This is a genomic window from Rhodococcus sp. P-2 (assembly GCF_016598535.1).
In the GTDB taxonomy this organism is placed as follows: Bacteria; Actinomycetota; Actinomycetes; order Mycobacteriales; family Mycobacteriaceae; genus Rhodococcus_F; species Rhodococcus_F baikonurensis.
Window position 1 is genome coordinate 2,688,664 of record NZ_CP066779.1, and the last position, 13,913, is coordinate 2,702,576.

Annotated in this window: 9 protein-coding genes; 7 read left to right on the forward strand and 2 right to left on the reverse strand. The window is 64.8% G+C overall.

Annotated elements, in window-relative coordinates:
• Positions 1–26 precede the first annotated feature (26 nt).
• Positions 27–722, reverse strand: coding sequence for a TetR/AcrR family transcriptional regulator (locus I7X09_RS12900; RefSeq protein ID WP_166810412.1), 696 nt, complete (start codon positions 720–722; stop codon positions 27–29).
• 134 nt (positions 723–856) lie between these two features.
• Between I7X09_RS12900 and I7X09_RS12905 the strand changes: the two genes are divergently transcribed.
• From I7X09_RS12905 to I7X09_RS12920, 4 genes are read left to right on the forward strand one after another with little or no spacing between them, the layout of a single operon-like run.
• Positions 857–1,798 carry an NAD-dependent epimerase/dehydratase family protein gene (locus tag I7X09_RS12905; RefSeq protein WP_200317155.1) on the forward strand — a complete coding sequence of 314 codons (942 nt, stop codon included), beginning with the start codon at positions 857–859 and terminating at the stop codon, positions 1,796–1,798.
• Between the two features lie 54 nt (positions 1,799–1,852).
• A complete protein-coding gene (locus I7X09_RS12910; RefSeq protein ID WP_095973475.1) occupies positions 1,853–2,476 on the forward strand; it encodes a TetR/AcrR family transcriptional regulator in 624 nt (207 codons plus the stop codon).
• Positions 2,460–4,097, forward strand: coding sequence for an acyl-CoA dehydrogenase family protein (locus I7X09_RS12915; RefSeq protein WP_200317157.1), 1,638 nt, complete (start codon positions 2,460–2,462; stop codon positions 4,095–4,097). Before I7X09_RS12910 ends, I7X09_RS12915 begins: the two co-directional genes overlap by 17 nt.
• A gap of 23 nt (positions 4,098–4,120) precedes the next feature.
• On the forward strand, positions 4,121–5,428 hold the full coding sequence (locus I7X09_RS12920; RefSeq protein ID WP_200317159.1) for an MFS transporter: 1,308 nt from the start codon (positions 4,121–4,123) through the stop codon (positions 5,426–5,428).
• On the opposite strand, the gene I7X09_RS12925 is transcribed toward I7X09_RS12920, so the two are convergent.
• Positions 5,418–6,863, reverse strand: coding sequence for a CCA tRNA nucleotidyltransferase (locus I7X09_RS12925; RefSeq protein WP_095973478.1), 1,446 nt, complete (start codon positions 6,861–6,863; stop codon positions 5,418–5,420). The two genes, I7X09_RS12920 and I7X09_RS12925, sit on opposite strands and share 11 nt — an antisense overlap.
• 111 nt (positions 6,864–6,974) lie before the next feature.
• On the opposite strand from I7X09_RS12925, the gene I7X09_RS12930 reads away from it, so the two are divergent.
• From I7X09_RS12930 to I7X09_RS12940, 3 genes are read left to right on the forward strand one after another with little or no spacing between them, the layout of a single operon-like run.
• A complete protein-coding gene (locus tag I7X09_RS12930; RefSeq protein WP_166810406.1) occupies positions 6,975–7,547 on the forward strand; it encodes an NUDIX hydrolase in 573 nt (190 codons plus the stop codon).
• Entirely contained in the window at positions 7,544–9,898 is a 2,355-nt protein-coding gene (locus I7X09_RS12935) for a DUF6049 family protein (protein WP_095973480.1), read from the forward strand. Before I7X09_RS12930 ends, I7X09_RS12935 begins: the two co-directional genes overlap by 4 nt.
• Entirely contained in the window at positions 9,895–13,893 is a 3,999-nt protein-coding gene (locus tag I7X09_RS12940; RefSeq protein WP_200317161.1) for a lipid II flippase MurJ, read from the forward strand. The genes I7X09_RS12935 and I7X09_RS12940 overlap by 4 nt, the downstream gene beginning before the upstream one ends.
• Positions 13,894–13,913 lie beyond the last annotated feature (20 nt).

Genomic DNA, 13,913 nt, shown 5'->3' on the forward strand with positions numbered 1-13,913 from the left:
TGCGGAGGAACGAGACACAGGCGTGTTCAGGTCAGACCCGCCACATCGGCAAGTAGTGCCAGATGCCGCTCGAAAATCTCGCTCGCGTCGGTGAACGTATCGCTTCCGTACTGCCCGAACACCTCGAAGTTCACCGAGCCGAACAGGGATACCCAGACGAGAGTTGCGCGCACTGCGGCATCCGGCGGCAGGTCGGTGCCCAGTTCTTTCCGCACTCCCTCGAGGTCCATTGCCAGCGTGTCACTCAGGTCCGGACCCTCTCGCACCGTGAGTGCACCCGCGCGATGTGCGGCGTCGATGATCCCGATCAGCCGGGTCACGACGAGGGTGCCAGGGCCGGTGGTCTGCTCGCCCGGAGCGTCGTAACCGGGGACGGGGCTGCCGAACAGCAGACCGTAGCGGGCCGGTTCCCGAATCGCCCAACTCCGGACGGCACGTCCGAGAGCAACGAACTGTCCGCGAAAATCTTCTGCTGCAACGGCATTCACGGCGGCGTCCACTTCCGAGCCCAGTTCCGTGTACCCGTCCACCACCAGCAAGGTCAGCAGTTCGTCGCGACTGGCGACGTAGCGGTACACCGCTGAGGACACGACTCCCAGGTCACGTGCGACGGCCCGCAGAGACAAAGCTGCGGCGCCGACGGCAGCAAGATGCTCGCGTCCGATCCGGGTGATGTCCTGCAGCGTCTGTTCGCGCGCCCGCTCACGGGGAGTCCCAACCATGAGTCCATCTTGCCCCATGATCGAGAGCAGTATCAACAAAAGAGAGCACTGCTCTTGACAGCGCTAGGGCGCGGGTGCATTCTTGAAAACGAGAGCAGTGCTCTCATTTCACCCGAAACGAGAAGGAGCACACCATGTCGAACCTCGAAATCGTCACCGGAGCAGGACCCGTCGGATCCGCCGTCGCGCTACAGCTCGCCGAGCAGGGCATCAATGTCCGCCTCCTGACCAGGTCCGGCAGCGGGCCGGAGCACCCGTTGATCGAACGTCGACGCGTCGACGTCTCGGATTCCGAGGCCCTGCGTTCCGTCAGCGAAGGCGCCACGGCCATCTACCACTGCATCCACGCCGCCTACAACGCAGCCGATTGGGAGCGGGAACTCCCGGCGGCCGAGAAGGTCGTGCTCGACGCGGCCGCATCCATCGGCGCCGTCGTGGTCTTCCCCGAAAGCCTCTACGCCTACAACTCCGACACCCTGATGACCGAATCCGATCCACGCAACGCCACCGGCGGCAAGCGTGGCGTGCGGACCGCGCTGCTGCGTGCTCGCGAGGCTTCGGCAACACCTACCGTCAGCGTCGTCGCCTCGGACTTCTTCGGCCCCCGCGTCCGCACCGCCCACGCCGGCGAGCGCATGGTTCCGAAGATCATGGCAGGTAAGAAGATTCGTGTCATCGGTTCCGCAGACCAGCCGCACTCCTTCACCTACATCCCCGATCTCGCCGCAGCGATGATCGCCGCAGCACACAACCCCGAACTCTGGAACTCCGTCATCCACGCACCCACCGGCCCCGCGCTCACCCAACGCAAGATCGCCGAAGCCTTCGCCCGAGCCGCCGGGACATCCCCCGCCAAGGTGGGCGTCCTGCCCGCCTGGGTGCTCGACGCAGTCGGCAAGGTCAACACCGACACCCGCGAGCTCGCGGAGATGAACTACCAGTTCACCAAGCCGTTTGTCATGGACTCGAGTGCCAGTGATGTGCTCCTCGGACTCTCACCGACACCGCTCGATCAGGCCGCCGAGGAGACCGTCGCGTGGTGGCGCGCGGAACAGGCTCGCACCGCTGCTGCCTGAACCTGCAGGCAGGGGCTCTTGACGCAAGAACGGAACGGGTGTTCACTTCTTCACATGGCCTATCGCCGCACTCCGGCAGTACAGGAACGATTGGACGCCCAACGCGCCCGACTGCTCGAGGCCGCCACGACGGCAGTGGCAACCCACGGCTATGCGGGGTGTTCCATCGCCGCGGTGGCCAAGAACGCCGGCGTCGGCACCGGGACGCTGTATCGACATTTCGACGGCAAGGGCGAACTGTTCGCCGAAGTATTCCAATCAGTCTGCAGCCGTGAGGTATCCGCGGCTCGGGACGCCGGAGACAGCGCCCGAATCCTGGAAGGCAACCATCGCTCCGCCGTATCAGCGTCGGTTCGCACGTTCGCCGAACGCGCCATGCGTGCACCGGTTCTCGCCTATGCACTGCTGGTGGAACCGGTGGATCCACTCGTCGACGAACAGCGACTCATGTTTCGCGAATCGTTCCGCGATTGCCTGGCCACCGCAATCCGCTCGGCCGTAGACACCGGTGAGATACCTCCGCAGGACGCCACTCTGACGGCAGCGTGCATCGTCGGGGCAATCGGTGAGGCCCTGATCCTTCCGTTGCGCGGCGGCACCACGGATCCCGCTGCGATCGATGCCATCCTCGCCTTCACCCTTCGATCGTTAGGGAGTTTCGATGACACCCACGCATGAAGTCACCAATCAGGTGCCGCCCCTGATCGATTACGATGCAGCCGAATACGCGCCGATCCTCGAGGCACTGCACCGTGAGGGAGCATCGGACGCGCTCGAAGAGGTTCATCGCGTCGGGGTCCGCGCCGGAAGCGCGCAAGCCCAGGAGTGGGGCGATCTGGCCGAGGAGCACCCGCCCGTCCTGCGAACCCACGACCGCTACGGCAACCGTATCGACGAGGTCCGCTACGACCCCGCCTATCACCAACTCATGAGCACCGCAGTCGAATTGGGACTGCACGGTGCTCCGTGGGCTGACCCGGACCCACACGCACACCTCGTCCGAGCCGCGAAGATGGCCGTGTGGGGTCAAACCGACGCCGGCCACGGCTGCCCCATCTCGATGACGTACGCGGTGGTGCCCGCGCTGCGGCACAACACCGAGCTGGCAGAGCAGTACGAACCACTCCTGACCGCCCGGCACTACGATCCAGAGCTGAAAGCTCCCCTCACCAAGCCCGGATTGATCGCCGGTATGTCGATGACGGAAAAGCAGGGCGGTTCGGACGTTCGTGCCGGAACCACAAGAGCGGTACCACAATCCGACGGCAGCTACCTGCTGACGGGTCACAAGTGGTTCACCTCCGCGCCGATGTCGGACGTGTTCCTCGTCCTCGCCCAGGCACCGGGTGGCCTGTCGTGCTTCTTCCTTCCGCGGATCCTGCCGGACGGCTCGCTCAACAACATGTACCTACAGCGCCTGAAGGACAAGTTGGGGAATCATTCCAACGCGAGCAGCGAGGTCGAGTACCGCGACGCTCTCGCGTGGATGGTCGGCGAGGAAGGCCGGGGCGTGCGCACCATCATCGAGATGGTCAACATGACCAGGCTGGACTGCACGATCGGCACGGCCACCGGCATGCGCGTCGGCACTCTGCAGGCAGTTCACCATGCGAATCACCGAAGTGCGTTCGGCGCCAACCTGATCGACCAACCTTTGATGCGCAATGTTCTGGCTGATCTGGCGGTGGAATCGGAGGCGTCGACTACCGTCGCGATGTGGCTGGCCGCTCTGACCGATCGCGCAACCGCAGGCGATCCCCACGCCACCGCACTACGACGCATTTCGTTGGCCGTGAGCAAGTACTTCGTCTGCAAGCGCGGACCGATCCACGCTGCCGAGGCACTCGAATGTCTGGGCGGAAACGGATACGTGGAGGAATCCCGGATGCCGCGCCTCTATCGCGAGGCTCCGCTGCTCTCGGTGTGGGAGGGGTCGGGCAACGTCGCGGCGCTCGACACACTCCGGGCGATGGCGAAGCAACCCGAAACACTGCAGGTGTTCTTCGACGAACTGAAAGAAGCGAGCGGCGTGGACGCCCGCTTCGATCAGGCAGTGCGGGATCTCGAAGCGGCATTCGGCGATTTCGGCGACATCGAATACCGGGCGCGAAAGATCGTCGGTGACATGGCACTCGCACTGCAAGCCTCGCTGCTGCTCCGCTACGGGCACCCCGCGGTGGCCGACGCGTTCTGTGCGAGTCGACTCGGAAGCGACTGGGGGAGCGTGTTCGGAACGCTGCCGAGGGGAATCGACATCGCGCCGATCCTCGAGCGGGCGACCGTCAAGATCGGCGCCTGACCCACCCACTACAGTTTCCGCTTATGAACCGAGCCTCGAACCGCCGCGAGGCCTGGCAGCGCGTACTGCACACCCTGCGTGAATCACCCGGCCTCGGAAGGCTGGCGCTCGTCCGCTTTTCCAGCCAGTTCGGCGACGGAATGTTCCAGGCCGCGCTCGGCGGCGCAATCCTCTTCAACCCGGAACGCGAAACCGATCCGGTGGCGATAGCTGCCGGCTTTGCCGTACTGCTCCTTCCCTATTCGGTGATCGGCCCCTTTGCCGGGGCCCTGCTGGATCGTTGGGACCGCCGCCTGGTGCTCCTGTGGGCGAGCGCGCTCCGCGGGCTCTTCATTCTGACCACCGCGGTGTTGTTGGTGGCCGGCGGCGGTGACACTCTGCTGTTGACGTGTGCGCTTGCTGCCATCGGAGTCAGCCGCTTCGTCGGGGCAGGGGTATCCGCAGCCCTGCCGAAGGTCGTCCGACAATCGTGGCTGGTGGCAACCAATTCCGTTCTCACAACGGCTGGTTCGGTGGTAGCTGCTCTGGGCGCTTCGGCTGCGGTGGCGATCATCGGTGTGATCGGCGCCGTGGATCGAGCGTCGGGCGCAGCCGTGGCGATCGCAGCGCTGGGGTCGGTGATTGCTGCCCTCGCCGCGGCCAGGTTCACGGCCCGCTCGCTTGGTCCGGTGGCCGACGAGGTGGTCCGCGCCAGCGCCGTTCGTTCGGTAACAGCCGGACTGCGCACCGGTGCAACCGCTGTCTGGGAGGCGCCCGGCGTCACCACGGCAATGATCGGAATCGGCGCACACCGCATCTGCTTCGGCATAAACACCCTCATCATGGTGCTGGTCCTACGCGACACCTCGAACGGCTCCCAATTACCTGGAGGGATGGCCGGATTCGGCGTCGCCGTCGGTGCCACGGCCATCGGAATGCTGATCGCGGCCTTGATCACACCGTTCCTCATTCCGCGGATCGGCCGCTCACGGACGATCACGTACGCCCTGGTGTGCGCGGTTCTCGTCCAGCTCGTCTTCGTGACCACCCTGACGCAAGGCTCGCTGCTGATCGCCGCATTCCTGCTCGGCATCGCCGGCCAGTCCGTGAAACTCAGCGGCGACGCGGCCATGCAGATCGACATCGACGACGACCGTCGTGGCCAGGTATTCGCCTTGCAGGACACCGTGTTCAACGTCGCGTTCATCGGTGCGATCGCGGCGGCGTCGACGGTGATCGCGCCCGACGGCAAGAGCGTCGGCCTTGCCCTTGCCGGCGCGGGCGTCTACGCCGCGGGGTTGTCGGCGGTACTGATCAACCGCAAGAAACGAGAAACCAGCCCTACTGGGTAGCCCACCACTTCAGCAGTTCGGCTTCGGCCTCGTCCCGTTCGAGCGGCCCGCGATCCAGACGTAGTTCCTTGAGGAACGTCCATGCCTTGCCCACCTGCGGGCCGGCCGGGATGCCGAGCAGTTCCATGATGGCGTTGCCATCGAGATCCGGACGCACTCGAGCGAGGTCTTCCTGCTCCGCGATGCGCGCGATCCGCTCTTCGATGTCGTCGTACGTGGCCTGCAACTGCGCGGCGCGGCGCTTGTTGCGCGTGGTGCAGTCGGCCCGGACGAGCTTGTGCAGTCGGGGGAGCAACTCGCCCGCGTCGGTGACGTACCGCCGCACCGCCGAATCGGTCCACTGCCCCTTGCCGTAGCCGTGAAAACGCAAGTGCAGGAACACGAGCTGCGAAACGTCGTCGACCATCTGCTTCGAGAACTTCAAGGCCCGCATGCGCTTGCGCACCAGCTTGGCACCGACCACCTCGTGGTGGTGGAAGCTGACGCCGCCGCCCGGCTCGTTGCGCTTGGTGTCCGGCTTTCCGATGTCGTGGAGCAGTGCAGCCCAACGCAATACGAGGTCGGGATCGCCTTCTTCGAGGTCGATCGCCTGCTGGAGCACGGTGAGAGAGTGCTGGTAGACGTCCTTGTGCTGGTGATGCTCGTCGATCTCGAGCTTCATCTGCGGAACCTCGGGCAGCACGTACGCGGCCAGCCCGGAGTCGACCATCATGTTGATGCCGTCCACCGGGTACATGCCCAGCATCAGTTTGTTCAGCTCCACCTGCACGCGCTCGGCGGTGATCCGCTCGATCTGCGACGCCATCTCCTTGATGGCCTCGAAAACACGATTGTTCAACGTGAAACCAAGCTGCGAGACGAACCGGGCTGCGCGCAGCATCCGCAACGGATCGTCGTTGAACGAGTTCTCCGGCGCCGACGGCGTATCGAGCTCTCCGGCCAGCAGGGCGTCCATGCCGTTCAGCGGATCGACAAAAGTGTAGGAACCGTCCGCGCCGATCTTCATCGCCATCGCGTTGACGGTGAAATCGCGGCGCACCAGATCGTCGGCCAACGTCGTGCCGTACTCGACTATCGGATTGCGGGAGACGCGGTCGTAAGCGTCGGCCCGGAAGGTCGTGATCTCGATCTCCTGGCCGTGCTTGATGGCGCTGATGGTCCCGAACTCGATGCCGGTGTCCCACTGCTTGTCCACCCAGCCCTTGAGCAGAGCCTGAACCTTCTCCGGCCTCGCGTCCGTCGTGAAGTCCAGATCGCCACTGAAGCGGCCGAGGATCGCGTCGCGAACACTGCCACCCACCAGGAACAGCTCGTGACCGGCCGCAGCAAAACGCTCACCGAGCGGGTTCAACACGTCGGACAACGTGCCGAGCGTTGCAGTGGCGTCGGCAAGCAGTCGTAGGCGGCGATCAGCGTCGGAGGTAGGGACAGTCACGTGAAAGGAGCTTACTTAAGGTGCGCAAATAGCAGAACGCGCATACGAACGCGATAGACCGCTTTGCGCGGGTTACCGGGCAACGCAGCAAGGCCAACTAGTATCGATGAGGTGTCTGGTGCCGAACGAACAAACAGGAGTCGCCGCAACCCGCGGCGTCGACCTGCCGTCGGCAACCCCGATAAACCTTTGATGCGAACCGTCCGTGAAACTTCTGCGGGCGGCTTGGTCGTCGATGGCTGGGGAGGACCCCCGGAACGCCTCTGCGCTGCACTGATCGGCCGTACCGACCGCCGTGGACGCTTGCTCTGGTCGCTACCCAAGGGCCATATCGAGCAGGGTGAGACCGCCGAGCAGACCGCGATGCGTGAGGTCGAAGAAGAAACCGGCATTCAGGGAACTGTCCTGGCACCGCTGGGCAGCATCGACTACTGGTTCGTGACCGAAGGTCGACGCGTCCACAAGACCGTGCACCACTATCTCCTCCGCTTTCTCGGCGGTGAACTCTCCGACGAGGACATCGAGGTCACCGAAGTCGCCTGGGTGCCACTGACGGAACTGCACTCGAGACTCGCGTACGCCGACGAGCGCAAGCTGGCCGAACTCGCATCGCAGATGATCGCCGAAATGCCGCGAACGGAAATACGACAAGAACAGCACCCGAAGGAACCGGACGCCGGATGAGAATGGCTCTGCGGCGGGCCGGTGTGGCCGCTCTGGTGATGGCCGCTGTCGGTTTCGGGCCTGCAACGACTGCCGTCTCCTGGGCCGCTCCGTCCAGCCAGCCCAGTGAGCGCGCCCCGGCGCGAAACACCAACGATGCCAAATTTCTGCAGCTGACCATCGACTCCACCGCACCGACCACGGTGACGACCACCAGTGACCGCAACGTCGTGGTCAAAGGCACGGTGAAGAATGTCGGTGACCGTCCCGTCGAGGACGTCGGAGTGAGGCTGCAACGCGCTCCCGCGATCGACTCCAGTTCGGACGTGCGCGCAGCACTCGATTTCGATCAGGCTGTTTTCGACACGGTCGGCGAATTCGACACCGTTGCCACCACCCTCGACACCGGACAATCCAAACAGTTCACTCTTACCTTGCCGCTCCGAAGCACCACCGGTCTGTCTCTCGACATCACCGAACCCGGCGTGTACCCGATGCTCGTCAACGTCAACGGCACCCCCGAGTACGGCGGTGCCGCCCGGCTCGACGACGCACGCTTCCTGCTCCCCGTCCTCGGTGTGCCGGCCGCAGCCGAATCGAACGCCACATCCGGAACACCCAGTTCGTCGGCGACGGCCGTCGTTCCCCCCGACACGTCCGCCCCGATCGGCGTCACGCTCATGTGGCCGCTGGCCGACTCTCCCCGACTCGTCGGCGGAATCCCCGGCTCGGTCAACGAGCCCGTCCGCCTGATCGACGACGAACTTGCCACCGAACTTTCCGACGGCGGCCGCCTGGACGCGTTGGTAGATGCGGTGGAGAGCGCCACCAAGCCCGAGAGCGACACCGATCGCCGCGTCACCGACGCCCTCTGCTTGGCAATCGACCCGGATCTTCTGATCACCGTCGAGAACATGACTCGCGGATACCTCGTGGCCGACAACTCGTCCGATCCCACCGGGCCGTCGCACGAAGGCCGTGGCAGCGACGCCGCCAACCAATGGCTCGGCCGAGTGAAGACTCTCGCGTCCTCGATGTGCACGACGGCGGTTCCGTTCGCGCAGGCCGATCTCGCCGCGGTCACCTCGGTGGCCAATCCGGAACTGACGGCTACCGCGCTCGCACGCCCGGCAGACATCGTCGACAACATCCTCGGCGTGACTTCACTGCGAGATTTCGTCTGGCCCGATTCGGGTGTCCTCGACTCGGCCACCGCAGAGGTGCTGAGCGTGAATCCCACCACAGCGATGGTGGCTGACACCTCCGTCGACTCGGCAGCCCCGCAACTGTCGTCGCGGATAACCGGCTCACTCGACGCACTTGCCTTCGACACCTCGGCAGCCGCAGCATTGGCAGCCACCGGCTCGGAACCGCAGGTCCCGTCGTACATCCCCGACGACACCGCGCCGACCATCGACATCGAATCGCGCAGCGCCCGGCGTCAGGACGCGCTGGGAGCGATGGCCTGGGCGGCGCTGACGCCGACGTCGCTGCCGCGGAATCAGATCTTCGCGCCGCCGCAGTTGTGGACCGCAGACAGCAACGACGCCACCGCGGTGCTCTCGATGCTCGCGACCCTCATCCGCTCCGGTCTCGCCTCACCGCAGGCCCTGCCGGCGCTGCTCGGCAGACAACCGGGCGCCACGGACGCAGCCACGCTCGACTACCCGGACCGAGCTACCCAGGACGGCCCGCAGACGTCCGTCGTCGAGACCGCAACCACCCAACTTCCGCGTATCGACGGGCTCGAAGCTTCGCTCGTGGACGATCCGGCGGTGTTGCTCACCCCCCGGGGATTCACGGCGCCGCTCCGCGAAGATCTACTCCGCTCGATGACTTTGGCCGATCGCCGCAACGTCGACTCCGCCTCGGTCAATCGGGCGGAGCGCGCCGCGACCATCCGCGCCGACAACGTCACCGAAGCCGTAGACGGGATGTACCGGGCCGTAAGTGTCGTGTCGCCGGGCGGCGTCTACACCCTCGCGTCGGGGCAGAGTCCGCTCCTGCTGGTGGCGCGCAACGAGCTGCCCATCGCCATCAACGTCGACCTGCGTGTGGAAGCGCCACCCGAGATGCAGATCAGTGACATCGGTCCCAAACAGCTGCCGCCGCGAGGTAGCCGACAGTTGACTGTGCCCGCGGAAATGAACGATTCTCGCAAGCTGGAAGTCAACTTCTCGCTGACCACGACAGATGGCCGCCAATTGGGTACGCCGACCAGCGTGACCGTACGGTCGAATGCGTACGGTCGTCCCCTGGCCGCCGTGACGGCGACAGCGGGAGGGTTGCTGCTGTTCCTGGCAGGGCGACGGCTGTGGCATCGATTCAAGGGTCAGCCGGACCCAGCAGATGAAGGGTACGAACGCTCATGACCGGGAATCCACCCGAGGAGGGTCGCCGCTCGGCGATCACCCGCAAGAGTGCCACGACCCGCTCGCATCCTCGGATGCCACCGTGGGAGCGCGGTTACCCGATTCAGCCGGTCAACCCGGACGCACGTTTCGACGACGCACCCACCATGACCATCCCGGTGATCCGCGACTACCCCAGGTACCGCGAAGCCGAGATGGAGTTCGCGGACCGGCAGACCACCAAGTCGGACGAGTTCGACACCGACGCCCATGTCCAGGTCGGGGAACGCAAGGAGACGAACTCTCGACTCCTCGCGGCAACGGGTTCCATCGCGATCGCGACGCTGACGAGTCGCATCACTGGATTCGCCAAGCAATTGATGATCCTGATGGTCCTCGGTCCGGCCATCGCCAGCTCGTTCACCGTCGCCAGCCAGATCCCGAACATGATCGCGGAACTGGTTCTGGGCGCCGTGCTCACCGCCATCGTCGTCCCCGTGTTGGTTCGCGCCGAGCGGGAGGACGCCGATCACGGCGAAGCGTTCGTCCGACGCCTCTTCACGGCGTCGCTAGTTCTACTCGGCATGGCCGCGCTGCTCGCGACCCTGGCAGCACCCGTACTCACCAAATACGTCTTCCTGTCCGAAGACGGCAAGGTCAGCACCGACCTGACCACCGCGCTGTCGTATCTGCTTCTGCCGGCGATCCTGTTCTACGGGCTGTCGGCGCTGTTCACAGCGTTTCTGAACACCAGACAGATCTTCAAGCCCGGAGCCTGGGCTCCCGTACTCAACAATGTCGTCGTCCTCGTGGTGCTCGTGGTCTACCGCCTGACTCCGGGAGAGATCTCGCTTGATCCGGTCTCGATGGGCGATGCAAAGCTGCTCACCCTCGGCATCGGCATCACCATCGGCGTCATCGTGCAGGCAGCCAGCCTGATCCCCGCGCTTCGCCGCGAGAAGATCTCGCTCAAGCCGCTGTGGGGTCTCGACGATCGCCTGCGCCAGTTCGGCGGCATGGCCGTCGCCATCGTCTTGTACGTCCTGATCAGCCAGATGGGCATGATCTTCGCGACCAAGATCTCCTCCCACGCCGACGAAGCCGGCCCTGCCATCTACAGCCAGGCCTGGCTACTCCTGCAGCTCCCGTACGGCGTGCTCGGAGTGACGGTACTGACGGCGATCATGCCGCGCCTGAGCCGCAACGCAGCTGCCGACGACACCCCGGCTGTCGTGGACGATTTGTCGGTCGCGACGCGTCTGACGATGATCACGCTGGTTCCGATCATCATGTTCCTGACCTTCATGGGTCCGCAGGTCGGTGAAGCGCTCTACGGTTACGGACGCTTCGGGCCCGAACAGGCCGAACGACTCGGTACCGCCGTGAGTTGGTCGGCATTCACGTTGATTCCGTACGCGCTGGTCCTGATCCAACTTCGAGTGTTCTACGCCCGCGAACAGGCCTGGACGCCGACGTGGATCGTTCTCGGCATCACTGCAGTGAAGATCGCTTTCTCGGCGCTGGCTCCGGTCTTCGCCTCCAACAGCGATCAGGTGGTGATCCTGCTCGGTGCGGCCAACGGTCTCGGCTACATCACTGGCGCCGTCATCGGCGGATACCTCCTGCACCGCAGCCTCGGAAACCTGCAGATGGCCAACGTGGGCAAGACGGTCTGGTCCGTCGTACTCGCCTCGCTGGCCGGTTCGCTGACCATGCTCGCGGTCGACCGAGTCCTCGGATTCGATCAACTCACCGAGCGTTTCGGCGGACCTGGCTCGATGGTTCGCGTCGCCGTCGGCGGCATCCTGATGCTCGCGATCACCTTCACGATTCTCTACTTCAAGAAGGTTCCGGAGGTTCTGTCGGTAACGGTTGCGGTCTCCCGCAAGATTCGTTCACTGACAGGTCGCGCCGAACCGGACACACGTAACAACACCGACGACGACGTCACCGAGCTGATTCCTGCAATCAGAACGGAATCAAACGAGCAAGAACGACCGGGTGCGCTCCCGTACCCTGGTCATGGGCGTACAGGATCGCAACCCGCGCGTATTCGGGGACGGGCTATCGATGGAGAAGGAGCGAGGGTGAGCGACGACAACGTTTCCGGCAACAATAGTGCCGGGACTTCTGCCGTGAAAGCGTCCGAACAGAAGTCAACGGCATCGTCGGGCACACCTGCATCCACGAGTTCCTCCGCCTCTGCCGGCCAGAAGCCGCAGCAGGGTCAGAAGCCTGTGCAGCGACCGCAGCAGGGCCAAAGCCCGCAGGGTCAGAAGCCACAGCAGCCGGTGCAGAAGGCCGCTCCGCCGGTGCCTCCGGTCAGTGTGTCGAAGACACCTTCAGCACCCGTGTCGAAGACACCTTCGGCACCCGTGTCGAAGGCACCTGCTCCGGACAAGAAGGCACCCGAACCTCAGAAGACGGCTGCCGCTCAGGCACCGCCGACCGCTGCGCCTCGCACACCTGCCGCCGGATCCGCATCACGACCGGCCCAGCGACCGATGCCCCGTGGACCCAATCTCATCCCGGGCGCCTCAGTCGCCGGCGGACGCTACCGTCTGCTCGCGCCGCACGGCGGAACCCGCGGACTGCAGTTCTGGGAAGCTCTCGACGTCAAGCTCGACCGTGAAGTAGCCCTGACGTTCGTCGACGCCGATCAGCGCGGCGACGACGACAGCCAGTCCGGACCACAGGCGGTTCTCTCGCGCACGCTGCGCCTGGGACGGATCAACTCGCCCGGTCTGGCTCGCGTCCTCGACGTCGTCCGCGGAAGCTCGGGCGGCATCGTCGTCGCCGAATGGACTCCCGGTCGCTCGCTGCGGGAGATGGCCGAGACCACGCCGTCACCGATCGGTGCTGCCCGCGCCATTCGCGCCCTCGCGGCCGCTGCCGAAGCCGCTCACCGCACCGGCGGCGCGCTGTCCATCGATCACCCGGACCGCGTTCGCATCAGCATCAACGGTGACGCCGTACTGGCGTTCCCGGCGACGCTTGCCGACGCCGATTCCACCAGCGACGTTCGCGGTCTCGGCGCCATGCTGTACTCGCTCATCACGGCGCGCTGGCCGCTGGCCGAACCGTCCGCCGGTCCTGTCGGTGGTTTGCTTCCCGCCGGACGCGGCGCCGACGGCAACATCGTCGAGCCTCGAGTCGTCCGTCCGGAGGTTCCGTTCGACATCTCGGCCGTGGCAGTTCGAGCGTTGCAGTCGGAGAGCGGAATCCGCACTGCTGCCACCGTGCAGCACATCCTCGATCAGGCATCCGTCGTCAACGACAAGACAGAAATGATTCCGGCACTTCGTCTCGGCCACCGCGAACAGGGAGCGTCCGGTCATGCACTGAACGACCCCGAAGCCATCGAGGCCGAGAAGAAGAAGTCGACGCGGATGCTCGCGGCACTGACGGCGCTCGGTGTCTTCACCGTGATCGTCCTGATTCTCCTTGTGGTGTGGGTGGCGAGCTTCCTCTCGGGTGGTAGTAACGACACCCCTCTCAGCGAGCAGAGTTTCGGATTGACCACCGAAGCCACTGCGCCCGAGAACAATTCACCCGCGCCCGCACCGGCGGCGGCAACCGTGCCGGTAGCTGCCTCGGCCGTAACGGTGTTCTCACCCCAGGGCACGCCGGATCAACCGGCAACGGCCAAGAACGCCATCGACGGCAATCCGGCCACTGCGTGGTCGTCGGACTCGTACTTCCAGCCGTTCCCGTCACTGAAGAACGGTGTCGGCCTGATGGTGAGTCTTGCCGATGCCGCCAACCTGAAGAACGTTGCGATCACGTCTGATTCGCCGGGAACCGTCGTTGAAATCCGTTCTGCCCCTTCTGCGAATACTTCACTGGATCAGACCAAGGAAATCGGATCCGGTGTCCTGAAGAACGGTGTGACGGACATTCCAGTCACTTCGGATGGCTCGGGTCAGTATGTCCTGGTTTGGATTACGCAGCTCAGCACCGAATCCGGACAAAACCAGACATCCATCTCGGAGATTGCTTTCACTGCTGCAAAGTGATCGCCCTTGGCCCTTCCGAA

What these genes read in the sequence shown, in the direction of transcription:
- I7X09_RS12900 (WP_166810412.1), bottom strand. Translation starts at nt 722, where the DNA reads ATGGTTGGGACTCCCCGTGAGCGGGCGCGCGAACAGACGCTGCAGGAC.
- I7X09_RS12905 (WP_200317155.1), top strand. Translation starts at nt 857, where the DNA reads ATGTCGAACCTCGAAATCGTCACCGGAGCAGGACCCGTCGGATCCGCC.
- I7X09_RS12910 (WP_095973475.1), top strand. Translation starts at nt 1,853, where the DNA reads ATGGCCTATCGCCGCACTCCGGCAGTACAGGAACGATTGGACGCCCAA.
- I7X09_RS12915 (WP_200317157.1), top strand. Translation starts at nt 2,460, where the DNA reads ATGACACCCACGCATGAAGTCACCAATCAGGTGCCGCCCCTGATCGAT.
- I7X09_RS12920 (WP_200317159.1), top strand. Translation starts at nt 4,121, where the DNA reads ATGAACCGAGCCTCGAACCGCCGCGAGGCCTGGCAGCGCGTACTGCAC.
- I7X09_RS12935 (WP_095973480.1), top strand. Translation starts at nt 7,544, where the DNA reads ATGAGAATGGCTCTGCGGCGGGCCGGTGTGGCCGCTCTGGTGATGGCC.
- I7X09_RS12940 (WP_200317161.1), top strand. Translation starts at nt 9,895, where the DNA reads ATGACCGGGAATCCACCCGAGGAGGGTCGCCGCTCGGCGATCACCCGC.